The 25847-nt window shown below is 49.6% G+C and carries 22 protein-coding genes, 1 tRNA gene and 1 pseudogene; 11 read left to right on the forward strand and 13 right to left on the reverse strand.

The features are described from left to right. Positions 1-326 precede the first annotated feature (326 nt). Positions 327-593 carry a hypothetical protein gene (locus tag RRV97_RS05375; protein WP_003746007.1) on the forward strand — a complete coding sequence of 89 codons (267 nt, stop codon included), beginning with the start codon at positions 327-329 and terminating at the stop codon, positions 591-593. A 95-nt stretch (positions 594-688) separates the two neighbouring features. Beyond that, complete coding sequence (locus RRV97_RS05380) at positions 689-2062, forward strand: FAD-binding oxidoreductase (protein WP_315612191.1); 1374 nt, start codon at positions 689-691, stop codon at positions 2060-2062. Between the two features lie 54 nt (positions 2063-2116). On the opposite strand, the gene RRV97_RS05385 is transcribed toward RRV97_RS05380, so the two are convergent. Together RRV97_RS05385 and RRV97_RS05390 are read right to left on the reverse strand one after the other, a co-directional pair. Further along, on the reverse strand, positions 2117-2947 hold the full coding sequence (locus RRV97_RS05385) for a symmetrical bis(5'-nucleosyl)-tetraphosphatase (RefSeq protein ID WP_049347976.1): 831 nt from the start codon (positions 2945-2947) through the stop codon (positions 2117-2119). A 69-nt stretch (positions 2948-3016) separates the two neighbouring features. Then, positions 3017-3406 (reverse strand): RidA family protein, encoded by a 390-nt coding sequence (locus RRV97_RS05390; RefSeq protein ID WP_003746001.1) that lies wholly within the window; start codon positions 3404-3406, stop codon positions 3017-3019. Between the two features lie 170 nt (positions 3407-3576). On the opposite strand from RRV97_RS05390, the gene yaaA reads away from it, so the two are divergent. Continuing rightward, on the forward strand, positions 3577-4356 hold the full coding sequence (yaaA, locus tag RRV97_RS05395) for a peroxide stress protein YaaA (protein ID WP_315612192.1): 780 nt from the start codon (positions 3577-3579) through the stop codon (positions 4354-4356). A 79-nt stretch (positions 4357-4435) separates the two neighbouring features. Further along, positions 4436-4526 (forward strand) — tRNA-Ser (locus tag RRV97_RS05400). Positions 4527-4774: 248 nt separating this feature from the next. Here RRV97_RS05400 and RRV97_RS05405 read toward each other — a convergent pair. Further along, a pseudogene (locus tag RRV97_RS05405) lies at positions 4775-4982 on the reverse strand (IS30 family transposase); the annotation flags it as partial. 193 nt (positions 4983-5175) lie between these two features. Between RRV97_RS05405 and RRV97_RS05410 the strand changes: the two are divergent. Beyond that, the gene (locus RRV97_RS05410) at positions 5176-6453 is read left to right on the forward strand and encodes an O-acetylhomoserine aminocarboxypropyltransferase/cysteine synthase family protein (protein ID WP_315612193.1); all 1278 of its coding nucleotides are present in this window, start codon (positions 5176-5178) and stop codon (positions 6451-6453) included. Between the two features lie 84 nt (positions 6454-6537). Here RRV97_RS05410 and RRV97_RS05415 read toward each other — a convergent pair whose 3' ends face one another. From RRV97_RS05415 to RRV97_RS05435, 5 genes are all read right to left on the reverse strand, one after another. After that, on the reverse strand, positions 6538-8142 hold the full coding sequence (locus tag RRV97_RS05415) for an ABC transporter ATP-binding protein (protein WP_070873854.1): 1605 nt from the start codon (positions 8140-8142) through the stop codon (positions 6538-6540). Positions 8143-8166: 24 nt separating this feature from the next. Next, entirely contained in the window at positions 8167-9075 is a 909-nt protein-coding gene (gene oppC, locus RRV97_RS05420) for an oligopeptide ABC transporter permease OppC (protein ID WP_003683112.1), read from the reverse strand. A 72-nt stretch (positions 9076-9147) separates the two neighbouring features. Continuing rightward, positions 9148-10068, reverse strand: a complete 921-nt coding sequence (gene oppB / locus RRV97_RS05425; protein ID WP_036490316.1) for an oligopeptide ABC transporter permease OppB — start codon at positions 10066-10068, stop codon at positions 9148-9150. Positions 10069-10300: 232 nt separating this feature from the next. Further along, positions 10301-12097 (reverse strand): aminopeptidase P family protein, encoded by a 1797-nt coding sequence (locus tag RRV97_RS05430; RefSeq protein WP_295846968.1) that lies wholly within the window; start codon positions 12095-12097, stop codon positions 10301-10303. Positions 12098-12172: 75 nt separating this feature from the next. Then, positions 12173-13792, reverse strand: a complete 1620-nt coding sequence (locus RRV97_RS05435) for an ABC transporter substrate-binding protein (protein WP_049323491.1) — start codon at positions 13790-13792, stop codon at positions 12173-12175. Positions 13793-14117: 325 nt separating this feature from the next. On the opposite strand from RRV97_RS05435, the gene RRV97_RS05440 reads away from it, so the two are divergent. The 6 genes from RRV97_RS05440 to RRV97_RS05465 all read left to right on the forward strand — a co-directional run bounded on the left by RRV97_RS05440 (position 14118) and on the right by RRV97_RS05465 (position 20530). Next, positions 14118-15188 (forward strand): porin, encoded by a 1071-nt coding sequence (locus RRV97_RS05440; RefSeq protein WP_315612194.1) that lies wholly within the window; start codon positions 14118-14120, stop codon positions 15186-15188. Between the two features lie 127 nt (positions 15189-15315). Beyond that, entirely contained in the window at positions 15316-16830 is a 1515-nt protein-coding gene (locus RRV97_RS05445) for a polyamine aminopropyltransferase (protein WP_315612195.1), read from the forward strand. Between the two features lie 167 nt (positions 16831-16997). Further along, the gene (locus RRV97_RS05450; RefSeq protein WP_315612196.1) at positions 16998-17465 is read left to right on the forward strand and encodes an FxsA family protein; all 468 of its coding nucleotides are present in this window, start codon (positions 16998-17000) and stop codon (positions 17463-17465) included. Positions 17466-17643: 178 nt separating this feature from the next. Beyond that, positions 17644-19491 (forward strand): lytic transglycosylase domain-containing protein, encoded by a 1848-nt coding sequence (locus RRV97_RS05455; protein WP_315612197.1) that lies wholly within the window; start codon positions 17644-17646, stop codon positions 19489-19491. Positions 19492-19768: 277 nt separating this feature from the next. Beyond that, positions 19769-19981: a 30S ribosomal protein S21 gene (gene rpsU, locus RRV97_RS05460; RefSeq protein ID WP_003680926.1), complete on the forward strand. Its 213-nt coding sequence runs from the start codon at positions 19769-19771 to the stop codon at positions 19979-19981. A gap of 102 nt (positions 19982-20083) precedes the next feature. Then, the gene (locus tag RRV97_RS05465) at positions 20084-20530 is read left to right on the forward strand and encodes a GatB/YqeY domain-containing protein (protein WP_311476510.1); all 447 of its coding nucleotides are present in this window, start codon (positions 20084-20086) and stop codon (positions 20528-20530) included. A 63-nt stretch (positions 20531-20593) separates the two neighbouring features. On the opposite strand, the gene accD is transcribed toward RRV97_RS05465, so the two are convergent. The 5 genes from accD to pheT form a co-directional block, all read right to left on the reverse strand. Further along, positions 20594-21460 carry an acetyl-CoA carboxylase, carboxyltransferase subunit beta gene (gene accD, locus RRV97_RS05470; protein WP_315612198.1) on the reverse strand — a complete coding sequence of 289 codons (867 nt, stop codon included), beginning with the start codon at positions 21458-21460 and terminating at the stop codon, positions 20594-20596. Between the two features lie 74 nt (positions 21461-21534). After that, positions 21535-22320, reverse strand: coding sequence for a tryptophan synthase subunit alpha (gene trpA, locus RRV97_RS05475; RefSeq protein WP_315612199.1), 786 nt, complete (start codon positions 22318-22320; stop codon positions 21535-21537). Between the two features lie 325 nt (positions 22321-22645). Next, on the reverse strand, positions 22646-22993 hold the full coding sequence (locus RRV97_RS05480) for a hypothetical protein (RefSeq protein ID WP_315612200.1): 348 nt from the start codon (positions 22991-22993) through the stop codon (positions 22646-22648). Continuing rightward, positions 22977-23279, reverse strand: coding sequence for an integration host factor subunit alpha (locus RRV97_RS05485; protein ID WP_003680933.1), 303 nt, complete (start codon positions 23277-23279; stop codon positions 22977-22979). The genes RRV97_RS05480 and RRV97_RS05485 overlap by 17 nt, the downstream gene beginning before the upstream one ends. A gap of 114 nt (positions 23280-23393) precedes the next feature. Beyond that, positions 23394-25757 (reverse strand): phenylalanine--tRNA ligase subunit beta, encoded by a 2364-nt coding sequence (gene pheT / locus RRV97_RS05490; protein ID WP_315612201.1) that lies wholly within the window; start codon positions 25755-25757, stop codon positions 23394-23396. Positions 25758-25847 lie beyond the last annotated feature (90 nt).

Genomic DNA, 25847 nt, shown 5'->3' on the forward strand with positions numbered 1-25847 from the left:
GATTAAATTACAAAAAACTTCCCCAAAGCAAAAACATTCCAAACCCTTAAAACCAATAACAAATAAAAATACACAACCCATTGAATACAATGTATTTTTAAAATCTTCATCAATAATGAATATTTTCAGATGATTTTTCGCGCGCCAATATGATTTACATTATTTTCACTATTTTCGTATTGATTTTAGCCGGCAAACGGTTACGCAACGTTGCATTGACCTATCCCGTGGGGCATAATATTGAAAAATTCAGCAATGAATTTCTACTGTATAGGCCGTCTGACGGCTATTTTTAGTTTAAATCGATTTAAAAAAGGTTCTTAAAAATGAAAAAATCTCTGTTCGCTGCTGCTTTGTTGTCTTTAGCTTTGGCCGCTTGTGGCGGTGCTGATAAAGCTGCTGAAACTGCCGCTTCTGCTGCTTCTGAAGCCGCTGCTTCTGCTACTGAAGCTGCTGCTTCTACTGCTGATGCCGCTGCTTCTGCCGCTACCGAAGCTGCTGCTTCTGCTACTGAAGCCGCTGCGTCTGCTACTGAAGCTGCTGCGTCTGCTACTGATGCCGCTGCTTCTGCCGCTTCTGAAGCTGCTAAATAATATTCTTTTGAATATAAAAAAAGCAGGATACCATTGCGTATCCTGCTTTTTTACATTCCTCTCACTCCCCTTCCCGACTTTTCCGCCTGACTGCCATGCACCTTCACGACCGTTTTGCTGAGTTTCTTTCCGCCTCTGAAATCATCGAAGCCACTCCGGCCTTGTTAAACGACCAACGCCGCCGTTTTGTTTCTTCGCCGGATATTGTCTTACAGCCGAACTCTGTCGAAAGTGTGCAGAAAATCATGCGTTTCTGTTTTGAAAACCGCATCCGCGTCACCCCGCAAGGCGGCAATACAGGATTATGCGGTGCAACGGTAACCACCGAAGGTATACTGCTCAACCTCTCCAAGCTAAACCGCATCCGCGATATCAACCTTGCCGACAACAGCATGACGGTTGAGGCCGGCGTGATTTTGCAAAATGCTCAAAAGGCGGCAGCCGAAGCCGGACGACTGTTTCCGCTCAGCCTTGCCAGCGAAGGCTCTTGCCAAATCGGCGGCAATATCGCCTGTAATGCCGGCGGTTTGAATGTCTTGCGTTACGGCAGCATGCGTGATTTGGTATTGGGTTTGGAAGTCGTTTTACCCAACGGCGAACTGATTTCCCACCTTCAGCCCCTACACAAAAACACGACCGGCTACGACTTGCGCCATCTTTTTATCGGCAGTGAAGGAACATTAGGCATCATTACCGCCGCCACACTCAAACTCTTTGCCCAGCCCAAAACCAAAGCGACCGCATGGGTAGGCCTAGATGATATTGAATCTGCCGTCTCGCTTTTAACTGCGGTACAAGGCCATTTTGCCGAACGCTTGACCAGCTTCGAGCTGATCAGCCGCTTTGCCCTCGATTTATCTTCGGAATTCAGCCAACTCAAAAAGCCTGCCGATGCAGAATGGCATATTTTGATTGAACTTGCCGACTCTGTTCCCGACGCAGGTTTGGATGAAAAGCTTGCCGAATTTCTCTATCAAAACGGATGGGAAAACAGTATCTTGGCGCAATCCGAGCAAGAGCGCTCCGACTTATGGACCTTGCGTGAAAATATTTCTGCTTCCCAACGCAAACTCGGCACCAGCATCAAACACGACATCGCTGTCCCTATCGCCCAAGTAGCAGCCTTTGTCCGCCAATGCGCCCCTGCCCTGAAAACCCGTTTCCCCGGCATACAAATTGTCTGCTTCGGACATTTAGGCGACGGCAGCCTGCATTACAATACATTCCTGCCCAATGTATTGAGCAACGAAGCCTACCAATACGAAGACGCCGTCAATACCATCGTTTATGAAAACATCCTTGCCTGCCACGGTACGATTGCTGCCGAACACGGCGTAGGCATCATCAAAAAACATTGGCTGCCCCGAGTGCGCACACAGGCCGAACTTGCTCTGATGCATGCCATCAAAAATCAGCTTGACCCTTATGGCATCATGAATCCGGGCAAACTCCTGCCTTCTTTGGATTAACCAATACAAAAAGGCCGTCTGAAACATTTCAGACGGCCTTTCATCTTATCCAAACTATTTCAATGCCGTTTTCCAGTCCAATCCACCCAAAGACGGTACCTGTATCACTTCATTGGTATCCAAATTGACCGCTGTCAGCTCTCCGCCCCACAACGCGCCGGTATCCAAAGCAATCACTTGGTCTGTATTAACGTAGCCCAACGACGACCAATGCCCGAACACGGTAATATAATCCAAATTCTGCCTATCAGGCGCTTTAAACCAAGGGCGCAGGTAAAGCGGCATCTTCTTCAAAGTGGATTTATATTCGTAATCCAATTCGCCTTTGTACGTCAGCGCACGCATACGCGTAAAGACATTGACAATCATCCGCAGGCGCTCGTAGCCGGTCAAATCATCCGTCCACGCAGTCGGCTTGTTACCGTACATTTTGCCAAAAAATTTCCTGTATTTTTTACCTTGCAATTCATCCTCGGCTTCACGGGCAAGGCTTTCGGCCTTATCAACCGACCATTGCGGCAAAATACCGGCATGCACCATCACATGCCTGTTGCCGCGCACCAAAAGCGGCTGATGACGCAGCCAGTCCAATAGGGATTGACTCTCGGGATGGGTCAAAATCGGCTCAACCGTATCACTACGCTTGAGCGTTCCTTCACCGCAACCGACGGCCAAAAGATGTAAATCATGATTGCCCAAAACCATTTGCACACTGCTGTCGTGCTCTTTGGCAAATTTCAGGGTTTCCAATGACTTCGGGCCGCGATTGACAATATCGCCGACCAGCCAAAGGGTGTCCGTACCATGATTAAAGCCGATTTTGGCAAGCAGCAAAGTCAGTTCGTCAAAGCAGCCTTGAATGTCTCCGATTGCGTAATGTGCCATTATTATTGTTTTCCGTTGTTATTCTTTTCAGACGGCCTCAAGCCCAGCCCAGGCCGTCTGAAACATCAATTATGCGTTTAAAACCAATACTGCTTCCGCTTCAACCTGAACGCCTTTAGGCAGGCTGGCTACACCAACCGCCGCACGCGCAGGGAAAGGTTGTTCGATAAATTCAGCCATCACTTCATTGAACACGGCAAAGTTGGCCAAATCGGTCAAATAAGCATTGAGTTTGACGATATCGTTTAAAGAACCGCCGGCCGCTTCGGCTACGGCTTGCAGGTTTTTAAATACTTGCACGGCTTCGGCGCGGAAGTCGCCATTACCGACCACAGTCATCGTGGCCGGATCCAAAGGAATCTGTCCGCTCATATAAACCGTATCGCCTGCGCGGACTGCCTGACTGTATGCACCAATCGCGGCAGGGGCTTTGTCAGTATGGATAATGGTTTTAGACATGATATTCTCCTCAAATAGAAATGTCAGAAACAGGTGGAAGCTTCGAATTTTACTTTCAACAGAAATACGTTTCAATAAAAGCATTCAATTAATGCGTTTAGCCCGTCTTGTTCTTCCTCGATTTTAAACCTACAATCCCACACATTATTCATTTCAAAGCCGAAATTATTATGTTTTTTGTCTTATCCCCAGCCAAAAACCTCAACGAAAAAGACCCCTCCCCCGTTAGCAGCTTTACCCAGCCCGACCTTCTACCCGAAGCGGAAATCCTGATGCAGGAGTTGCGTCAGCTTGCCCCCCAGCAAATCGCCGAGCTGATGCACGTTTCCGACAAAATCGCCCTGCTCAACGCTGAACGCAATGCCGTATGGCACACGCCGTTTACACCGGAAAACGCCAAGCAGGCCGTATTTATGTTCAACGGCGACGTCTATGAAGGCATTGCCGCCGATACGCTCAAACCGGAGCAAATCGACTACCTGCAACAACACGTCCGCCTGCTCTCCGGCCTATACGGCGTACTGCGCCCGCTCGACTTGATGCAGCCCTACCGCTTGGAAATGGGCACGGCCTTTGCCAACTCGCGCGGTAAAAACCTCTACGAATTTTGGGGCGATAAAATTACCGACCTGCTCAACCAAACGCTGAAGCAGGCCGGCAGTGACGTTTTAATCAACCTCGCCTCACAAGAATATTTCAAATCCGTCAACACCAAAAAACTCAACGCACGCCTGATTACGCCGATTTTTAAAGACGAGAAAAACGGCAAATACAAAATCATCAGCTTCTACGCCAAACGTGCGCGCGGTTTGATGGTACGCTACGCGGCAGAACACGGCATTACCAAGCCTGAAATGCTCAAAAATTTCGACTACGAGGGCTATTCATTCAATGAAGCAGCTTCAAACGAAGCCGAATGGGTATTCATGCGTGAAGAACAATCTAAATAAAAACAAAATACTAGATATTTTCCCTAAAATATCACTTGGCAAAGGCCGTAAGTTCCATTAATATTACGGCTTCAAGAACGGAAGCGTGGCAGAGCGGTTTAATGCAACGGTCTTGAAAACCGTCGAGGGTTGATAGCCCTCCGTGAGTTCGAATCTCACCGCTTCCGCCATTCTTAATATTTTTTTATCTAGTGAAAATGAAATGCGAGACTTGATGATTCAAGTCTTTTTTTATTTTTAAATCCAAAGAATCCCGTAAAGGCCGTCTGAAACTTTCTATAACTCAGTTTCAGACAGCCTAATACCTTTAAAATTCCCCCAAATCCCTAAAGTCCTACCCAGACATTTAGAGACTTGGGGGACTTTTGCGAAGGTCTCCGCTTTTCTAATCTTTGCCGTCAATGGCATCAGCCTACCCATCACCAATGCGGAATTTTCTCTCAACCATGCTGGGCTTTTCCTATGCCGACGCAATTGTGCATTTTGCTTCAGGTCTGTGTGTCGCCGTATCGTTTGCGGTAGGGTTTGCTGCATATTTCGAGATATTACCACAGAGTACCGCCGTTGCTTTTATCTTGGAGAAGGTCGCGGTAAACGGTATTGTGATGAGGTGTCATTCGATGATGGTGTGGTGGCAGGACAGGTCTTGAATGTGGTATCGTTCTTCTTGGGTCAGTTGCGTGTAGTTCATGGTAATCTTTCTTGTAGGAAAGGCTATATACTGCATACCGGACTTTTTCCGTTATGGAAAGTTTGCCCTTCAAATCCGAATCTGCTGGCCTCTATTTATCATTATTTAATCGCTACAAGGATATTTAAATGAAACGGGAAACCATTGCCCTGCATGCAGGCTATCAATCCGAACCGACTACCAAATCCGCTGCTGTCCCCATTTACCAAACCACTTCCTACACTTTCGACAATACGCAACACGGCGCAGACTTGTTTAACCTTGATGTAGCGGGCAATATCTACACCCGTATCATGAACCCGACCACTGCCGTTTTGGAAGAACGCGTTGCCCGTTTGGAAGGCGGTATCGCCGCATTGGCTGTCGCCAGCGGTATGGCTGCAATTACCTATGCCGTTCAAACCTTGGTTGAAGCAGGCGACAACATCATTGCAACCAAAACCCTCTACGGCGGCACGTACAATTTCTTTGCCCACAGCCTGCCGCGCCAAGGCATTGAAGTACGCTTTATCGATCCAGCCAAACCCGAAGAAATCGCCGCCAATACCGACAGCCGTACTAAACTGGTGTATTGCGAATCTATCGGCAATCCCGCCATCAATGTCGTTGATATTCCAGCATTCGCCCAAGCCGCGCACGCTCAAGGGCTGCCACTGATGGTGGACAACACAGTCGCTACGCCCACATTGTTCCGCCCCATCGAGCATGGCGCCGACATCGTTATCCAATCCCTGACCAAATACATCGGCGGTCACGGTACAACGATTGGCGGTGCCATTATCGACGGCGGCAAATTCCAATGGGCAGGCAATCCGCGTTTTGAAAAAACCTTCAATCAGCCTGATCCGTCTTACCACGGCGTAAACTACTGCGAACATTTTGGTGCGGCCGCCTATATCGCCCGTGCCCGTGTCGTCCCATTGCGTAACACCGGTGCCGCCCTGTCTCCGCACAGCGCATTTTTACTGCTTCAAGGTTTGGAAACCCTCGCCCTGCGTATGGAACGTCATTGCGAAAACGCCCTAAAAGTAGCCGAATTCTTAAAGAAACATCCGCAGGTTGAATGGGTGAACTATCCTGCCCTGCCCGACAGTCCGTATAAAGCCTTGATTGACCGCGACTACGGCGGAAAAGCCTCCGGTTTGCTGAGTTTCGGCATTAAAGGCGGTCGTGAAGCCGGCGCGAAGTTCATTGACGCACTGCAACTCTTCCTGCGTTTGGTGAATATCGGCGATGCCAAATCGCTGGCTACCCATCCTGCTACAACGACTCACCGTCAGCTTGACGATGCAGAACTCGCCGCAGCAGGCGTCAGCCCCGACATGGTACGCCTGAGCGTGGGTATCGAGCATATCGATGATTTGCTTGCCGACTTGGCACAGGCATTGGATGCCGCCAAGGCATAGGCAATAGCAGCGCTAATTAAATGAAAAAAGCCTCCGCTTAAAAAGGCCGTCTGAAAATCTCTTTTCAGACGGCCTTTTCCTTTTCTACAAATCAAACGCGGCGTTAATCAAACGTTTGGTGTAGTCGTTTTGCGGATGGTGGAAAATCTGATCCGCGCTGCCGTACTCGACCATTTCGCCCTGCTTCATCACAATCACATTGTCGCTGACGGCGCGCACGACAGACAGGTCATGACTGATGAACATATAAGTCAGGCCGTATTTCTTCTGCAAATCGCGCAAAAGTTCGACCACTTTGGATTGTACAGAACGGTCAAGTGCAGAGGTCGGCTCGTCCAAAAGGATGAATTTCGGGCGCAGGATAACGGCGCGTGCAATGGCGATACGCTGACGCTGGCCGCCAGAAAATTCGTGCGGATAACGGTTGAGCGCGTCAAGCGGCAGGGACACTTCCTTCATGACTTCCAAAACGCGCTGGATACGTTCTTTTTTGGTCATTTCAGGATGATGAACCGTCAAACCTTCGCCGATAATTTCGCCAACGGTCAGACGCGGGGAAAGCGAACCGAACGGATCTTGGAACACAATTTGCCGTTGCGATTTCAGACGGCGTGCTTCTTCGGCGGTATAGTTTTTCAGGTCTTTGCCTTCAAAGGAAATATTGCCGGTATAAGGCAGCATCTGCATGACGGCTTTGCCCAGCGTGGATTTGCCGGAACCGGACTCGCCGACAACGCCCAATGTTTCGCCTTCTTTAATTTTGAGGCTGATGCCTTTGACGGCGTCAAAAGTTTTGAGCGGTTTGCCGAAAAAGTTTTGCTTCAATACGAAAGAAACATGGACATTATCGGCTTCGATTAACACACCGGCGTTGTTTTCTTCCGGCTCTTTCATGCCTTTGGGAATGGCATTGATGAGTTCGGCAGTATATTCGTGTTTCGGATGGGCAAATACTTCTTTGATTTTGCCGCGTTCGACAATTTCTCCGTTGCGCATGACGCAGACGGTTTTGGAATAGTGTTCCGCCAAACCCAAATCGTGGGTAATGAAGATAATCGCCATGCCCATTTGCTGTTGCAAGTCATGGAGCAAATCGAGAATCTCGGCTTGAATGGTTACATCCAAAGCGGTGGTCGGCTCATCGGCAATCAGCAGGTCGGGTTCATTGATGAGCGCCATGGCAATCATGATGCGTTGCAGCTGACCGCCGGAAAACTCGTGCGGATATTGCTTCATGCGGCGTTCGGCTTCTTTGATGCCAACCCGTTGCAACAATGCCAATGCTTTTTGTCCTGCCTCTTTTTTGCCGAGCTTTTTATTGTGTACCCGCGCCGCTTCAATCAGCTGCGTACCGATGCGCATAAATGGGTTGAGGGAAGTCATCGGCTCTTGGAAAATCACGCTGATGCGGTTGCCGCGCAAATCGCGTAAGGTTTTCTCATCGGCATCCAAAATGGAAATGCCGTCAAACGTAATGCGCGAATCTTTGCTATATCGGGCAAATTTTTCAGGCAGCAGACGCATGATGGACATGGACGTTACCGACTTGCCCGAACCGGATTCGCCGACCAAAGCCAATGTTTCGCCCTCTGCCACTTTAAAGCTGACATTACGCACGGCGTGCACGGTTTTTTCATGCAGTTCGAAATTGATGTCCAAATTTTCTACAACCAGTAACTGTTTTGTCATTTTGATTATCCTTTTGGTTGTGGTTTAGCGGTCTTTCGGGTCAAGCGCATCGCGCAGGCCGTCGCCGATAAAGTTGAAACAGAACAAAGTGGTTACCAGGAAGAAACTCGGTACGAGCAGCTGCCATGGTGCGGCTTCCATCGAAATCGCGCCTTCTTGCAGCATCGAACCCCAACTAGTCATCGGCTCTTGCACACCCAAGCCCAAGAAGCTCAAGAAGGATTCAAACATAATCATGCCCGGCACCAACAAAGAGGCATACACCATCACCACGCCCAAAACATTCGGAATAATGTGGCGTGTTACGATTTTACGTTTTGCCACGCCGCTCACACGCGCCGCTTCGACAAACTCTTTATGCTTCAAGCTCAAGGTTTGGCCGCGCACGATACGCGCCACGTCCAACCAAGACACCAAACCCACGGCGGCAAAAATCAAAAGCAGGTTGCGGCCGAAGAATGTGGTCAGCAGAATGACGAAAAACATAAATGGAAATGCGTTCAAAATTTCCAAAAAGCGCATCATCAGTGAATCGAGCTTACCGCCGATAAAGCCGGCAATCGCGCCGTAAAGCGTACCGATGACAACGGCCACCAATGCGCCGGCCACACCGACCAGCAAGGAGATACGTCCGCCGGTTGCCGCACGCGACAGCAAATCGCGGCCGAGCAAATCTGTACCCAGATAGTGATGAGTAGAAAAGGACGGTGGAATCTGCATATTGTCCCAGTCGGTGAAGTCGTAGGTGTAGCGGACAATCCATGGTGCCACAATCACAAAAATACTGATCAGCAACAGGATGATAATGCTGTACACCGCCGCTTTGTTCTGTTTAAAACGCCGCCATGCGTCGCTCCACAGGCTTTTGCCGTGTACTTGGGCGTATTCTGCTGCCTCTGCAAGGGCCTGAGTCTGCTTCTTTTTGAATAACATAATGTTCTCTCTCGCTTTTTCTTCTTTCTTCAGGCCGTCTGAACGTTTCAGACGGCCTTTGCGCAAATGGGATTAATAACGGATTTTCGGGTCAATAATGGCATACAGGATATCGAGGATGGCGTTAAACAAAATGGTCATAATGCCCACCAAAATCGTCAAACCCAAAATCATGCCGTAGTCGCGGTTGAGCGCGCCGTTGACAAACAATTGTCCGACGCCGGGAATACCGAACACGTTTTCAATCACAATGGAGCCGGTGATGATGCCGACGAATGCCGGGCCTAAGAAAGAAACAATCGGCAGCATGGCCGGACGCAGCGCATGGCGCAGAATGATACGGCTCATGGGCAGGCCTTTGGCGCGTGCCGTGCGGATAAAGGGGCTGTTCAATACTTCAATCATCGCGCCGCGCGTAATCCGCGCGATACTGGACACATAACCGATGGACAAAGTAACGACAGGTAAAATCAAGTTCATCAGTGCGCCATCGTTCCAGCCGCCTGCAGGCAGCCATTGCAGTCTGACGGCAAACACCAGCACCAATACCGGCGCCATCACAAAGCTGGGAACGACGATACCGGTCATCGCACCGCTCATCAGCGCATAATCCAGCCAACTGTTTTGTTTTAAGGCGGCGATGATGCCGATAAACATGCCGAAGATGGCGGCAATCAAAAAGGCGTAGAAGCCGAGTTCCGCCGATACCGGCAGGGATTGGGCAAGCAACTCATTAACGCTGAAATCTTTATATTTGAACGACGGCCCCAAATCCCCCTGCGCCAACTGCTTGAGGTAGTGGAAATATTGGAGGTACATCGGATCATTGAGATGATATTTGGCTTCAATATTGGCCATGACCGCAGGCGGTAAATTGCGTTCGCCTGTGAACGGGCTGCCCGGTGCGAGCCGCATCAGGAAAAACGATACGGTAATCAACACCAGCATGGTCGGGATGGAAGCACATATCCGTTTGATGATGAATTTCAACATAATCAGGCTGTCCTGTCTGAACATACCGGACTCGTGAAAACAAAGCTGACCTGAAGCGGAAATCGGATGAATGGCAGCAGGCATCTGTAACGTCGCCGCGCCGGTTTCTCTCTCTATTCCGACCGGGTTATTGTTTTTATTCGGAGTCGGGTAAGGTTTTGTAGTTTGTAGATAATTGTTGTTATCAGGCCGTCTGAAACTTTGTATCCGCCGTTTCAGACGGCCTTTCACGTTAACGCGCCAAAGGTTCGGTGCGTTCGATCAGCCATGCTTTGGCCGCGCCTTCTGTCAAAGGCTCGAGACGGCGGCGCACTTCGGCGTGATATTGGTTCAGCCATTCGATTTCGCTTCCGGTCATCAGCTTGGTATCGATGAGGCGCGTATCGATCGGGCAGAGGGTAACGGTTTCAAAATACAGGAATTTGCCGAACTCGGTTTCCTCTGGGTTTTCAACCGGACGGTTGATGACCAGGCTTTCGATACGGATACCCCATTTGCCCGGACGGTAAAGACCCGGCTCGTTGGAAGTCAGCATACCTGACTTCATCGCGTGATGCGGTTGCGGTACGGCGGCAACGGCAATGCTTTGCGGGCCTTCATGCACATTGAGGAAATAGCCCACGCCATGACCTGTACCGTGACCGTAATCGCATTGTGCCTGCCAGAGCGATTTGCGGCAGATGGCATCAATCATCGGGCCTTTGATGTTTTCAGGGAAAATGGTCTCCGCCAGAGAAATATGCGCTTTCAACACCAAAGTGTAGTCGCGTTTCATGGCCGCACTCGGATTGCCGACAGGCACTACGCGCGTGATGTCGGTCGTACCGCCCCAGTATTGACCGCCGGAGTCAATCAGCAACATACCGTCGCCTTTGATTTTGCTGTTGTTTTCCGGTGTCGCGCTGTAATGCGGTAAGGCGGCATTGGCATTGTAGCCGGCGATGGTGTCGAAACTTGGCGAAATAAAGCCGGGACGTTGGCTGCGGTGTTTGTAGAGCATGCCGTCGATGTCCAGCTCGCTCAATTCGCCGCCGTCTGCCAAGATTTGTTCAAACTCGGCAAAGAAGCCGCACAATGCCGCACCGTCTTCCGCCATGGTATTGCGGATATGGGCGATGTCGGCATCGGATTTAACCGATTTGAAGAATGTACTTGGGTGGATGGCTTCAATCAAACGAACGTCTTCAGGCAGGCGGCGTAAAGTACCGACGGCGGTTTTATTCGGATCAATCAACAATGCGCCCTTAACGCCAGCCAAATAGTCTGCCGCTTGCGCATAAGGCAACACTTCAAAACCTGCCGCTTTCAAAGCTTCGGCAGATTCGGCTTTCAGACGGCCTGCATCGGTAAACAATACGGCTTTATCTTGGCTGATAAACAGATGGGACAAGAACACGGGGTTGAACGGCACATCGTCGCCGCGCAGATTGGTAATCCAAGCGATGTCGTCCAAAGAAGAAACCAAATGCGCATCTGCACCCTGCTCCTTCATGGCCGCACGGATACGGGCCAGTTTTTCGGCCGCAGTTTCGGAAACGTAATCGGGATGGTGAACGTAGATTTCCGGAGTAGGCAATGCAGGACGGTCGTCCCACACTTCGTCCAACAAGGTTTCAGGATATTCGAGGCGGATGTTTTTGGCGGCAAGTGCCTGTTTCAAACCGCGCTCGCCGCTGAGTGCGAACATATCGGCAGGCGCGCCGACCACTGTGCCCTCGGGCAGATTTTGCGCCAACCATTCGGTATAAGGCGCATCAACGCCCATTTTTTGCAGCTCGATGCCGTTTGGCGCAAGCTGTTGGCCGGCCTGTTCCCAATAGCGGCTGTCCGTCCACACGCCAGCTTTATCGGCGGTTACCACCAAAGTGCCGGCCGAACCGGTAAAACCGGAAAAATCGCGGCGCGCCTGCCAATGCTCGGGCAGGTATTCGGAAAGGTGCGGATCGGCGGAAGGAATGACAAACGCGTCCACGCCATGTTTTTTCATGGCTTCGCGTAAAGCGGACAAACGTTGTTGTACAGATTTCATGTGTTATGTCTCCTATTGTTTCAGACGGCCCCTGTCATCAAGGCCGTCTGAAAATTTGTGCTGTCTATCATCAATCTATTTTTTCGGTGCGAACGACCAGCTCTTGACCGTATAGTTCCGCAAAGGGTCTTTGTCGGAATAGCCGATAATATCGGGTTTGACCATACGCACTTCAACCTGATGATACAGCGGAATCAGCGCAGCGTCTTCTTGAAGCTGCTTCTCCGCATCGGCATAGAGCTGGCTGCGCGCTTCCTTGCTGACGCCATCTTTCAGCGTATTGTTCATAAATGCGTCAAACGCCGCGCTTTTGTAGCGGAATGCATTGTTTGAGTTGTTGGATTTCAAGATATTGAGCATACCCGCCGGATCGTTAAAATCGGAACACCAGCCGCTGAACGAAACCTTGAAATTGCCTTGCGCGCGCGTATCCAAATAAGTTTTCCATTCCTCGTTGGACAAAGTCGGACGGATAAACGGAATCGCGGCTTTCCACACCGACTGCACGGCAGTAATTTGTTTTTTGGACGCTTCACTGGTGCTGTACAAAATATCGAACTCAAGCGGATGGTCATCGTTGTAGCCTGCTTCGTTCAACAGTTTGCGTGCGGTTTCGATACGTTTTTCAGGCGTCCATTCCTTCCACTCAGGATAAACAGGAATCACGCCCTGCATTTGCGGCGGAGTCAATTGGAACGCAGGCGTGTCGCCGCGGCCGCCCACTTTGACGACGATGTCGCGGCGCGTCAGCATATTGAGCGCCTTGCGGACGCGCGGATCATTAAACGGCGCCGCTTCGTGGTTCGGCTCCAAATACCAGCTGCACAAAGAAGTTGTACGTTTCACTTGTCCCGGAAACTCAATATCCGCCACTTTGACCTGATCGCTGGGAATGCCGTAAGTCACATCAATTTCATTGGCGCGATAACGGTTGTACTCGCCGCTACCTGACAAGAAAACCGCCTTCGGAATGGCTACTTTGTCTTTATCGTAATAATTGGGGTTGCGTTCCATATTGATGTGGCTGTTGACTTTCCAATCCTTTAACAGATAAGCGCCACTGGAAACATAATGACCGGGTTGCGTCCACTTGTTGCCGTATTTTTCGACAGTGGCGCGGTGCACCGGGAAAGTGAATTGCTGAATCAGCATATCGGGGAAATAAGGTACGGGCGCAATCAGCGTAAATTGCAGGGTTTTTGCGTCCAACGCCTTGACGCCCAATGTCTCAGGCTTGGCTTTGCCGTTTAATATATCTTCCGCATTTTCCACTTGGGCATCGACCAAATAGCTGCCGAAAGGTGCGCCCGTAGCCGGATCGGCAAGACGGCGGAAGCTGTACACAAAATCCTCGGCAGTAATCGGATCGCCATTGCTCCATTTGGCATCACGCAGATGGAAAGTCCAGACACGCTCGCCCTTGCTTTCCCATCTTTCCGCCAAAGCAGGAATGGTTTTGCCTTCGGCATCCGTACCGACCAAACCATCCATCAGCTGGCGGATAATCGCACCCGCCGCCATATCGCCGCTCATCTGCGGGTCCAGCGTGCCCGGCTCGACGCCGTTGCTGACCACCACGCGCTCATAATCAGTACGCTTAAACTCAGGGGCGGGTTTGACATCGCGGCTGCACGCCGACAACGCAAATACGGCGGCCAATGATGCAGCCAACAGCGGATAGGTTTTTCCGGCCATATTTCATTCCTTCTTTTGGGTATTCTTCTTTTTCAGACGGCCTGATTATTCAAACTACACTTAACTACAAATATTTGAGGTTTTCAAACCCAGTTAAATCCTCTATTTCCAGATATAAAAATAGTGTTTAAAACTACCTATACCATCGAAATAAAAGCAGCCGCCTAAGATTGTTGGCAAATTAACACAAAAATACGTAACTGAAAACTATTTTTCAATTTATCCTACGATAAGTTACAAATGTATTGATTTTTTATAATTTGTCAAATAAGATTATCCGAATTTCCCGTCCCCAATTAAGAAAAAGACATAAAAGGAGAACAAAATGAACAAGTTATCTTGTTTTGTTGCCACTACCCTCATCGGTTCTTCCATAAGCTTCGCCCACGCCGAACCTAAAATGAGCGGTACCATCTACATCATGACCGAGGTCGAACACAACAATAAAACCGGTGTAACCTCTACAACCATTTCCGATAAAAGTTCCAGTCTTTATCTCTCCGATGAAGTACCGCTCAACAACGACTTATGGTTGAAATGGCAACTTGGCTCCTTTATTTACTTCGATTCCGACCGCTGGGGCGGCTGGGGTACTGCTGACTCATACGTTGCGCTCAACAGTTACAAAAACCTCGGCACCGTCAAAATGGGTTACATCAGTACCCCTATGAACAGCATCTATCTGAACCCGTTCGACACCAACAGCCCGATTTTGGAATTCGGCAAAATTTCCCGTTTCGGCCAACGCCGCGTTTCCATGGCTTATGAATCGCCTTGGAAAAACGGTTTCCAATTCAAATTCAACGTCTCCCCAGGTTCCAATGCCGCGCGTAACAACAACGACTGGAATCCGGACAAAAAACGTGACGGCGACTGGGTCTTCGGCTGGGGCGTGGACTACTACCACCCCAACAACGGCTTTAACGCGCACTACGCTGCCGAATACGCACCCAACGACTCTCCAACCGAAACCAAAGACTTCCAAGCCCATGCATTCATGGCCGGATACAGCAAAGACAAAATCTCCGTCGATGCCGCGTTCCAATACGCCAAAAACACTTGCGACGGCTTCAGTTGCTGGGGCGTATGGAAAGATGCGGCAGGCAACGTAGCCGGTTCTTACGACAAAGAAATCAACAACACCAAAGAATTTATGGTGTCCGGCTCATACAAAGTAGGCAATTTCAAACCTCAAATTGGCTTTGCCTACGGTAAAAGCTCCATCGGCGAAAACTACAAACACGTCGCCGTCAGCACTGATTACAGCTTCTCCAAACGGACAACCGCCACACTCGGCGCCGGCTGGTTGAAAGAAAGTGTCAATCCGAAATACGACGAAGATTTGCCGAAAAAATCTTCTTACGCAGTGGGCATGGTATTCAAACACCGCTATTAATGCCTGACAGATTAAAGGCCGTCTGAAACAATTTGTTCAGACGGCCTTTTCTACATCCTATAAATAAACTTGCAGCCCACCTTAAAAATCATTACATTGCCCACACTCAAGCCACAAAAACGTCATCATGAATGCCCACCGTACCCTCATTATCTCTGTTTTCATCGTCGCCAGCTGCGGCCTCGCCTACGAGCTCATCATCGCCGCGCTCGCAAGCTATCTTTTGGGCGACAGTATTTTGCAGTTTTCCTCCGTCATCGGGCTTTATCTTTTCTCGATGGGCATAGGCGCGCACCTGACCCAATACATCAAAGATAAAGACGTGTTGCACCGATTTATCGAAATCGAACTTCTAGTCGGCATCATCGGTGGCATTTCCGCGCTGGCATTATTTGTGGCCTTCGGTTTGTCCGCCGCACCGTTCCGCACCCTGCTCTACGCTTTTGTGCTGATTGTCGGCGCGGTCGTCGGCATGGAAATCCCGTTGGTTATGCGCGTGTTAAACCAAAAAGGGGCAGAATTTAAAGAACTCGTTTCCAAAGTATTGACCTTCGACTACTTGGGCGCACTTGCCGTCTCGTTATTATTTCCACTCCTGCTCGCCCCCAAACTCGGCATGGCGCGTTCCGCCTTATTGTTCGGCATCCTCAACGCCGCCGTCGCCTACCTGACCGCGCGCGTGTTTAAAGCCGAACTGCCACGCTACCGCGCCATCCGCCTGCGTGCGCTGATTGTCTTGTCCATCCTCGCCATCACCTTCGCCTACGCCGACCGCATTTCCTTCAAAGCCGAACAAAGCTATTTCGGCGATCCCGTCGTCTATCAAAGCCATTCTCCCTACCAACGGCTGGTCGTGACACGCTGGAAAGACGACACCCGCCTCTATATCAACGGCAACCTGCAATTCTCCTCACGTGACGAAGCCCGTTACCATGAAGCACTCGTTCTGCCCGCCATGCAGATGGTGCCCAATGCCGAACGCGTCCTGATTCTCGGCGGCGGTGACGGCTTGGCGGCACGCGAAGTCTTGAAATATCCGCAAGTTAAAAATGTTACTTTGGTCGATCTCGACCCCGACATGACCGCTACTTTTAAAACCTCCGCCACCTTGAGCGCACTCAATCAAGGCTCGCTATCCCACCCCAAAATGCACGTCATCAACGACGATGCCGCCAAATGGCTGGAAGGGTCGTCTGAAAAATTCGACGTCATCATCATCGACCTGCCCGATCCCTCCAATTTCTCGCTGGGCAAACTCTACTCCGTCCCCATGTACCGCCTCGTCGCCCGCCATCTTGAGCCGCAGGGCAAGATTGTTGTGCAATCGACTTCGCCTTATTTCGCACCCAATGCCTACTGGTCGGTCGTCGCCACCCTCGAAGCGGCTAAGTTGAACACCGCGCCCTATCATGTCTACGTCCCCTCCTTCGGCGAATGGGGATTTGTGCTGGCAGGATTTGATAAGCAATTCCCCGTCCCGCAAAAATTCGACGTCCCCACGCGTTATCTGAACGCCCAAACCGCCGCCGAAATGTTCCGTTTTCCGCCCGATATGGCAAGGCGCAAGGTTGAAGCAAATTATTTGAACAACCAAATTCTCGTCAGCTATTTTGAAAGCGATTGGAACAATGTGATGCGATAGAATATCTAAAGGCCGTCTGAAACATCAGTCTTATTTTTATCTCCGTTCAGACGACCTCATCGTCCGTTTACCCTTTTTCACACAGCATTTGCTTGAAAAAATAAGGTTTATCTTTATCTAGATAAAACACAATCGACACTATCCGTTGAATGAAGGAACAAACACTTATGCAGTATTTTGGAATCGGTTTTTTGGTTTTAATCTTTTTGGAAATCATGTCCATCGTCTGGGTTGCCGACTGGATAGGCGGCGGCTGGACGCTGTTTGTGATGGCCGTCAGCTTTATCAGCGGTATCTTTATGCTGCGCCATACCGGCATTTCCGGCCTTTTGCTCGCAGGTGCAGCCGTCCGCAGCGGCCAAAACATTTCCCTCTATCAAATGCTGTGGCCGATTCGCCATACCGCCGCCGCGGTTTTCCTGCTCAGCCCAGGTTTTATTTCAACCGCCGTCGCCCTACTCTTGCTGATTCCGTTTAAAGGCAATACGCCCGTTTCTTCTGCACAGTCTTTCCAAAGCCGCCAAACTTACGGCCCTGCCAAAGATGATGAAGACATTATCGAAGGCGAATACACGGTTACGCGCACCGGCAAAGCCGACAAACCGCAAGACTATATCGAGCACAAACCCGATTGACGACTTCCTTCATAACAGGCCGTCTGAATTAGGAATACCTCAAAAGTGTTTCATATTTCAGACGGCCTGAGTCATTTCCGGGCTTTGAAAATGTAAATATCGGTTTGTAGTTCGGTTATTCCGCATAAATCATTTAAAATAAGCAGCTATTTTGATTCTAAAAACGACACGGTATCCAATGAACGTTCAACGTCTTTTCCCTCTCTCCCTCAGCTTGATTACCGCCGCTGTTTTATCGGCGTGCGCCACCCAAAACACACCGACTGCTTCGAAAACCGAAAGCGTCGTTCAGCCTAAATCCACTTCTATTCCTTCACGCCGCGCCGACAGCGAATCCAAAGTCCTGTCCGATTACAGCCAATACCAAAGCGCCATCGATGCCGCCAAACGCGGCGACGATGCTTGGGTACAACAATTTTTATCCCAAGCCAGCGACAGTGCAATGGCTGAAAACGTCCGCAACGAATGGCTGAAAACCTTGGGCGCGCGCGGCCAATGGGATTTGTTCCGTCAAGAATTCAGCAAATTGAACGCCGCCGGCGTCGCACAAGAAGTGCAATGTTATGCCGATTTGAGCAGCGGCAATGACAGCAAAGCCGCCGAGCTGGTTCGCGTTACCGGCAAACTGCCTGCCGGTTGTACCCGCTTGGTTGAAAGCGCGGCAGCTTCAGGCCGTCTGAACACCAACGACGCATGGCGTCGCGTGCGCGGCTTGTTGAGCAACAGCCAAACCACGGATGCACGCAACCTAGCCGCCGCATTGGGCAGCCCGTTTGAAGGTGGCGCGCAAGGTGCGACCGAATACAGCCTGTTGAGCGTAATCGGCAAAGATGCACGCAAATCCGCTTCTGCCGTCGCCACCCTGTCCGACATGGAACCCAGCCTCAGCCGCGAACAACGCAGCTTCGCATGGGGCGTATTGGGCCACTACCATGCACAAAGCCAAAACATGCCGACTGCTTTGAGCTACTACGGCCGCGTTTCCGACCGCAAGCAACTGACTGACGAGCAATTGGAATGGTACGCACGCGCCGCTTTGCGCCTGCAACGTTGGGACGAATTGGCAAGCGTGATTCAGCATATGCCTGAAAAACTGCAAAAAGACCCGACATGGCAATATTGGCTGGGCCGCAGCTTTGCCGCACAAGGCAAAAGCAGCCAAGCCAAAGAAATGTATGAAAAAGCCGCCGCTTCCGGCCGCAATTTCTACGCTGTATTGGCAGGTGAAGAGCTGGGCCGCCGCATCAATACGCGCAACAACGTTTCCGATGCCGATGCCAAAGATGTCCGCCGCATGAGCGAAGACGGCGCCATCAAACGCGCATTAGTTCTGTTTAAAAACAGCCAAAGCAACGGCGACTCTAAAATGCGCCGTCAGGCACAGGCAGAATGGCGTTTTGCCACCCGCGATTTCAACGAAGACAACCTGCTGACTGCCGCGCAAGTCGCTTTCGACAACCAGTTCTACGACATGGCGATCAACAGCGCCGACCGTACCGACCACAAACTCAACTACAAACTGCGCTATATCTCTCCGTTTAAAGACCTGACCGTCCGCTATGCCGCACAGGCAGGCATTGACCCGGCATGGGTTTACGGTTTGATTCGCCAAGAGAGCCGCTTTGTCATGGGCGCGCAATCCAGCGTCGGCGCACAAGGCCTGATGCAGGTCATGCCTGCGACCGCCCGCGAAATCGCCGGCAAAATCGGCATGAGCAGCAGCGAACTCTACACCATGGACGGCAACATCCGCATGGGTACTTGGTACATGGCAGATGCCAAACGCCGCCTGCAAAATAACGAAGTGATGGCCACCGCAGGCTACAATGCCGGCCCAGGCCGCGCCCGTAACTGGCAGGCTTCTTCGCCTTTGGAAGGCGCGATTTACGCCGAGACCATCCCATTCACCGAAACCCGTGATTACGTGAAAAAAGTCATGACCAATGCGACTTATTACGCGTCATTGTTCAACGAACCGCAAACTTCGTTGAAACAACGTATGGGTACGGTTCCCGGCCGTTATTAATACCCGATAGGCCGTCTGAAAAGTGCGACAGAATCAAACGTTCAAACGGCCTGAAACCTTGACAGACTATCGGATTTATAAGATAATCGCCCGATTATTTCTGACCGAAAAGGTCACTTGCACGGCAAAAGCCGACTTGTTAGGAGGTGATGTTTACATCACGGCGAGTATCCCGCCCTGCCCTCGGCAAACCAGCGATACAACAACTACCCCATTATGACAAGCCGTCCCCTATTTCTTAAAACGGTTTGATTGAACAAAATTTAAAGGAAATAAAATGCCAGCTATTCGTGTTAAAGAGAATGAACCATTTGAAGTTGCCATGCGTCGTTTCAAACGTGCCGTAGAAAAAACCGGTCTGTTGACCGAGTTGCGCGCCCGTGAAGCGTACGAAAAACCAACTACCGAACGCAAACGCAAAAAAGCTGCTGCAGCCAAACGTCTGCAAAAACGTCTGCGCAGCCAACAACTGCCTCCTAAAATGTACTAATTACAGGCCTGCCCTGTGATAAACGACACACCGCAAGGGCAGCTTTGCGGTGTGTTTTGTTTTTCAGACGGCTTCTTTTTATTGATATAAAGTGAGAACATTATGAGCCTAAAAACACAATTAACCGAAGACATGAAAACCGCCATGCGTGCCAAAGACCAAGTATCTTTAAGCACCATCCGCCTGATTAATGCCGCCATCAAACAATTTGAAGTAGATGAGCGTACTGAAGCCGATGACGCCAAAGTCATCTCCATTCTGACCAAAATGGTAAAACAGCGCAAAGACAGCGCCAAAATTTATATCGAAGCCGGTCGTCAAGATTTGGCTGACAAAGAAAACGCAGAAATCGAAATCCTCAACCGCTACCTGCCGCAAATGATGTCTGCAGAAGAAATCAAAACTGCCGTTGAAGCAGCCGTTGCAGAAACTGGTGCATCGGGCATGGCCGATATGGGCAAAGTCATGGGGGTATTGAAAACCCGTCTGGCCGGCAAAGCTGACATGGGTGAAGTCAATAAGGTTTTGAAAGCCGCATTGACTGCTTAATCATCAATAATCAAAAAGGCCGTCTGAAATATTATTTTCAGACGGCCTTTCTTATTGTGCCAATCAAGCAGCAGTTACTTTACCTTCATGACGCAACAAAGTAATCAAATCACTGATACGTTTTTTCATGGAACGGCGATCGACGATTTGGTCGATTGCGCCCTTCTCCAACAAGAATTCTGCACGTTGGAAACCTTCCGGCAAGGTTTCGCGTACAGTCTGTTCGATAACGCGCGGACCTGCAAAACCAATCAGAGCATTCGGTTCTGCCAAAACCACATCGCCCAAGAAGGCAAAGCTGGCAGATACGCCGCCCATGGTCGGGTCGGTCAATACGGAAATAAACGGCAGACGTTTTTCAGTCAGCAAATGCAAAGCTGCACTGGTTTTCGTCATCTGCATCAAAGAGTTCAAACCTTCCTGCATACGCGCACCACCGGAAGCCGTCACGCAAATAAACGAACAATTATCTGCAACGGCACGACGTACACCCTGAACGAAACGCTCACCCACGACCGAACCCATAGAGCCGCCGATAAAACGGAATTCAAACGCAGCCACCACGACAGGCAGGCCGTTCATGGTGCCTTTCATAACAACCAAGGCATCGTCTTCGCCGGTTGCTTTACGTGCAGCCGCGAGGCGGTCGGGATATTTTTTACTGTCTTTGAATTTCAGCGGGTCGGTCGGTTTAATATTGGCTGCAATCTCTTCACGGCCTTCTTCATCCAAAAGCAGATTCAAACGTTCGCGCGCAGAAAGCGGATTGTGATGATTACATTTCGGGCAGACTTCGCTGTTTTGCTTCAACTCGGTTGAATAAACGGTTGCCGAACAAGACGGACATTTGTGCCACAGGCCTTCAGGGACACTGGACGAACTGCTTCGGTTTTTAATTTTCGGAGGAAGAATTTTATCTAGCCAGCTCATGAATGACTCCTTGGAATTCAGAATTCAGACGGCCTGTTGAATGTAAGGCCGTCTGAAATAATGGAATAAAAAATTTAGCGAATCGCGTCTTTCAACTCTTTAACCAACACGCCTACCGCTTCAGCCTCGCTACCTGCGTGGCTTTCAATCTCTTTGACGATACGGCTGCCGACAATAACGGCATCCGCTACCGCGCCAATTTTACGCGCACTCTCCGCATTATTAATGCCGAAGCCGACACCGATCGGAATATCAATATATTTGCGCAAAAGCTCTATTTTACGCGAAACTTCTTCAGTATCCAAACTTGCCGCACCGGTTACACCTTTGAGCGATACATAATACACAAAACCACCGGCTACTTTGGCAATCATTTGAATACGCTCTTCAGTTGTGGTCGGCGCAATAAGGAAAATACAATCAATACCTTGCGCTTTCAACGATTCATGCAAAGGCGCAATGGTTTCTACCGGAGAATCCACGGTCAACACGCCATCTACGCCTGCCTCGGCAGCCGCTTGCGCAAACGCCTGATAGCCCATTTTATGTATGGGGTTCAAATAGCCCATTAACACAACCGGCGTTTTATCATTGGTTTGGCGGAACAATCGTACTGTTTCCAATACGTCGTGCAAAGAAACATGATTTGTCAACGCCCGTTCAGCCGCACGTTGAATAGTCGGACCATCCGCCATCGGGTCAGAAAACGGCACACCCAGTTCCAAAATATCAGCACCATTAGCCACCAGGCTGTGCATCAATGCCAAGGTTGTCTCAAGGCTGGGATCGCCCACCGTAATATAAGGAATCAGTGCTTTTGCGCCATTGAGCGCTGAGAAAGTTTGTTGGATTCTGCTCATTTCCTGCTATCCATTTCATCGATTTGAATGTTGTCCGGCAGCCTATTTATTCTGCCGTTACATTTGTTTTAAAAACCTCAGTCTGCCATGAAAAGGCGGCATCCATCCGCATTATCTAATGACTGTTTCTTCCCAATCGGCAAACAAGAGGCTAAGTATAACATTTACGGCTATTTCATAGAATCATTTGCAATCAAGATTCTGATATTTTGAAAGCAATATAAAACAATAAAGGCCGTCTGAAAATCATTCAAACAGCCTTTATTAGAATCAATTATGCAAATCTTGTATGCCTTTGCACTTTTGATCACAATTTTCTTATCGATTACGGCTCGACATGGTGGTTTTGTTGTTCAGAACCAAGATGACGCTCCAAATCAGACAAAACCTGCATCAGACCATGACGGACTTCTTCTGCATTGGCAGCAGGATTGCCGTTTGCATCCAAAGCACCACGGCTGAACGTATCGATATACGGTTCAAACGTATCTTTCAGTTTCAACAACTTAACGACATCTGAGCGCGTATATCGATCGCCACCGTATCCAATCACAACATTATTTTCATGTTGCCATTGGGCAAACTGAGCCGGACTGATTTGCACCAATTGGCACATCTCATCCAACGTAAAATAACGCTTGGCAGGAATAACCGGGTTATTGTTGTTTGTCATAGTAATGCTCCACCATGCCTTTGAGTTTTTGGCTGGCATGGAAAGTTACCACACGGCGTGCGGTAATCGGCACTTCTTCGCCGGTTTTAGGGTTACGGCCCGGGCGTTGAGGTTTATCGCGCAATTGGAAATTGCCAAAACCGGAAATTTTAATTTCTTCACCACGCGCCAAAGTGCTGCGAATTTCTTCAAAAAAGAGCTCGACGATTTCTTTGGCATCATTTTTGGTGACGTTGCTGACTTTGTCGACCAAAATATCGGCCAATTCTGCTTTAGTTAGTGTCATGTGTTTACCTTCATTCAAACTGGTGCAATTATTACCAAAATTCTTTTAAAAATCAAGTCCTCACCAAAAAATCAAATATGATTGGCAATTTTTGGCAACAACTTTTATCTTGTTTTAAGCACGAAGCTGTGCGTCTTTTTCGGCTGCCGCTTTAATCATTTTCGCAACCAAAGGCTCGATGACTTCATCTGTCAGCGTGTTTTCCATATCTTGCAAAATGATTTTGACGGCAACGCTCTTCATGCCTTCAGGCACGCCCGTACCGCGGTAAACGTCAAACACGCTGATTTCTTGAACCAGCTTGTTCGCCGCCGCTTTCAGGGCATTTAACAAATCATCATGCGTCACAGCTTCAGGCATTACAAATGCCAAGTCTCGGCGTGCAGGCTGGAATTTGGATACGGTCTGATAACGGGTTTTCTCACGGCCCAATACCGCATCCATATCGATTTCAAACACCAGCGGCGCTTGTGGCAAATCATATTTTTGCAGCCATTTCGGATGTAACTCGCCGACAAAACCAACTACTTTGCCGTCTGAAACAATATTGGCGGCACGTCCAGGATGCAATGCCGGATGTTCGGTCTTCACAAAGGATACCTCTTTGTTTTTCAAGAGACTCTCAACATCGGCTTTCATATCGTAGAAATCTACGTTGCGTGTTTTCTCGCCCCATTGCTCAGGCAACACGGAGCCATACCACAAACCGCCGATACGTTCGTTTTGAACAAATTGATCAGCCGTATCTTTGCTGAACACGCGGGCAATTTCAAACACGCGTACACGGTTTTGCTTACGGTTCAAATTGTTTTGCAAAACTTCCACCAAACCGCCGATAAGCGTAGAACGCATGACGGCATACTGCGCCGCCAACGGATTTTGCAGGCGGATAGGATGGGTATTGGCAGCAAAGTCTTGCTCCCATTGCTCATCCACAAACGCATAGCTGACCACTTCGCGGTAACCGCGTGCCGCCATTTCATTATAAACAGCAAAACGCGGGCGTTTGGTTTCAGGCAATGCCAACATTTTCAGACGGCCTGAAGTATAGTCGTCAGGGATATTTTCATAACCGTAAACACGGCCGATTTCTTCAATCAAATCGGCTTCGATTTCGATGTCGAAACGGAAGCTAGGAGAAGTGACACGGAAGCCTTCTGCGGTTTTCTCAGGCTGCAAACCCAAGTGTTGCAAGATAATTTCGACTTGCTCGGCAGGAATTTCAACGCCCAATACCGTTTTCAGACGGCCTAAACGCAATTCGACCTGTTTTGCCTCAGGCAATTTGCCTTGTGCCTCAACCATTTCACCGGCCGCGCCACCGCAAATTTGCAACACCAATTCGGTAGCACGCTCAATAGCATCAGCTTGCAAGCGGTAATCCACACCGCGTTCAAAGCGGAAAGAAGAATCCGAACCAAAACCGTATTGACGGGATTTACCGGCAATAATCTCCGGGGCAAACCAAGCCGCTTCCAATACAATATTTTGCGTCTCATCAGAAACCGCACTTGCCTCGCCGCCCATCAAGCCGGCCAAGCTCAACGCACCTTTTTCATCAGCAACCACCAGTGTATTGTCAGCCAAAGTAACGGTCTTCTCGTTCAGACACGCCAACGTCTCGCCATTTTGAGCGCGGCGGACAATCAAACTGCCCGACAGCTTGTCGGCATCGAAAACATGCATTGGCTGACCGATTTCCAGCATGACATAGTTGCCGATGTCCACTAATGCGGAAATGCTGCGGATACCGCTGCGTTCCAAACGTTGTTTCATCCAATCTGGAGTAGGCGCCTTCGCATTGACATTTTCAATAACGCGGCTGATAAAACGGCCGCAGTCAGCCGGTGCATCAATACGGACAGCCTGTTTTTTCTCACTGCCGATAGAGGCCGTCTGAATTTCGACAGGCGTAAACGCACATTGAGTCAACGCAGAAACCTCACGCGCAATACCCTTAACGCTCAAGCAATCAGCGCGGTTGGGCGTAATTTTCAACGTAAACAGCGTATCGTCCAAATCCAAGTATTCGCGGATATTGGTACCGACAGGCGCATCTTCAGGCAGAATGTGCAGACCATCCACACCATCATCAGGCAAACCCAGTTCATTGGTCGAACACAGCATACCGTTTGATGGTACGCCGCGCATTTTAGTCGGCTTAATTTTGAAATTGCCCGGCAAAACGGCACCCGGCAACGAACACGGCACTTTAATGCCCGGCTTGACATTCGGCGCACCACAAACAATCTGAACCAACTCGCCTGTACCGGCATCAACTTGGGTAACGTTCAAACGGTCTGCATCAGGATGTTTCTCAACGGATTTTACTTCAGCAACAACCACGCCACTGAAAGCAGGGGCGGCAGTATCGATTTCTTCCACTTCCAAACCGGCCATGGTCAAAAGATGTTCCAGTTTATCGGCAGAAAGATCAGGATTGGCTTGGGTTCTCAGCCATGAGTAGGAGAATTGCATGTTATGTTCTCAATCAACTAATTAACTTTTTTATCAGATTTTGTTTTCAGACGACCTGTTTGTTTGGGGACGCAGGAGGCTTTCCAAGGC

It is taken from the genome of Neisseria sp. DTU_2021_1001991_1_SI_NGA_ILE_055 (assembly GCF_032342915.1).
In the GTDB taxonomy this organism is placed as follows: Bacteria; Pseudomonadota; Gammaproteobacteria; order Burkholderiales; family Neisseriaceae; genus Neisseria.

Excerpts from the sequence above, each read along its gene's own strand:
- RRV97_RS05375 (WP_003746007.1), top strand. The coding sequence starts at position 327 with ATGAAAAAATCTCTGTTCGCTGCTGCTTTGTTGTCTTTAGCTTTGGCC.
- RRV97_RS05390 (WP_003746001.1), bottom strand. The coding sequence starts at position 3,406 with ATGTCTAAAACCATTATCCATACTGACAAAGCCCCTGCCGCGATTGGT.
- RRV97_RS05445 (WP_315612195.1), top strand. The coding sequence starts at position 15,316 with ATGAATGCCCACCGTACCCTCATTATCTCTGTTTTCATCGTCGCCAGC.
- RRV97_RS05485 (WP_003680933.1), bottom strand. The coding sequence starts at position 23,279 with ATGACACTAACTAAAGCAGAATTGGCCGATATTTTGGTCGACAAAGTC.
- RRV97_RS05440 (WP_315612194.1), top strand. The coding sequence starts at position 14,118 with ATGAACAAGTTATCTTGTTTTGTTGCCACTACCCTCATCGGTTCTTCC.
- RRV97_RS05380 (WP_315612191.1), top strand. The coding sequence starts at position 689 with ATGCACCTTCACGACCGTTTTGCTGAGTTTCTTTCCGCCTCTGAAATC.
- pheT (WP_315612201.1), bottom strand. The coding sequence starts at position 25,757 with ATGCAATTCTCCTACTCATGGCTGAGAACCCAAGCCAATCCTGATCTT.
- RRV97_RS05455 (WP_315612197.1), top strand. The coding sequence starts at position 17,644 with ATGAACGTTCAACGTCTTTTCCCTCTCTCCCTCAGCTTGATTACCGCC.
- RRV97_RS05385 (WP_049347976.1), bottom strand. The coding sequence starts at position 2,947 with ATGGCACATTACGCAATCGGAGACATTCAAGGCTGCTTTGACGAACTG.
- oppB (WP_036490316.1), bottom strand. The coding sequence starts at position 10,068 with ATGTTGAAATTCATCATCAAACGGATATGTGCTTCCATCCCGACCATG.
- RRV97_RS05415 (WP_070873854.1), bottom strand. The coding sequence starts at position 8,142 with ATGACAAAACAGTTACTGGTTGTAGAAAATTTGGACATCAATTTCGAA.
- yaaA (WP_315612192.1), top strand. The coding sequence starts at position 3,577 with ATGTTTTTTGTCTTATCCCCAGCCAAAAACCTCAACGAAAAAGACCCC.
- RRV97_RS05435 (WP_049323491.1), bottom strand. The coding sequence starts at position 13,792 with ATGGCCGGAAAAACCTATCCGCTGTTGGCTGCATCATTGGCCGCCGTA.
- RRV97_RS05450 (WP_315612196.1), top strand. The coding sequence starts at position 16,998 with ATGCAGTATTTTGGAATCGGTTTTTTGGTTTTAATCTTTTTGGAAATC.
- rpsU (WP_003680926.1), top strand. The coding sequence starts at position 19,769 with ATGCCAGCTATTCGTGTTAAAGAGAATGAACCATTTGAAGTTGCCATG.
- RRV97_RS05480 (WP_315612200.1), bottom strand. The coding sequence starts at position 22,993 with ATGACAAACAACAATAACCCGGTTATTCCTGCCAAGCGTTATTTTACG.
- oppC (WP_003683112.1), bottom strand. The coding sequence starts at position 9,075 with ATGTTATTCAAAAAGAAGCAGACTCAGGCCCTTGCAGAGGCAGCAGAA.
- accD (WP_315612198.1), bottom strand. The coding sequence starts at position 21,460 with ATGAGCTGGCTAGATAAAATTCTTCCTCCGAAAATTAAAAACCGAAGC.
- RRV97_RS05465 (WP_311476510.1), top strand. The coding sequence starts at position 20,084 with ATGAGCCTAAAAACACAATTAACCGAAGACATGAAAACCGCCATGCGT.
- trpA (WP_315612199.1), bottom strand. The coding sequence starts at position 22,320 with ATGAGCAGAATCCAACAAACTTTCTCAGCGCTCAATGGCGCAAAAGCA.
- RRV97_RS05430 (WP_295846968.1), bottom strand. The coding sequence starts at position 12,097 with ATGAAATCTGTACAACAACGTTTGTCCGCTTTACGCGAAGCCATGAAA.
- RRV97_RS05410 (WP_315612193.1), top strand. The coding sequence starts at position 5,176 with ATGAAACGGGAAACCATTGCCCTGCATGCAGGCTATCAATCCGAACCG.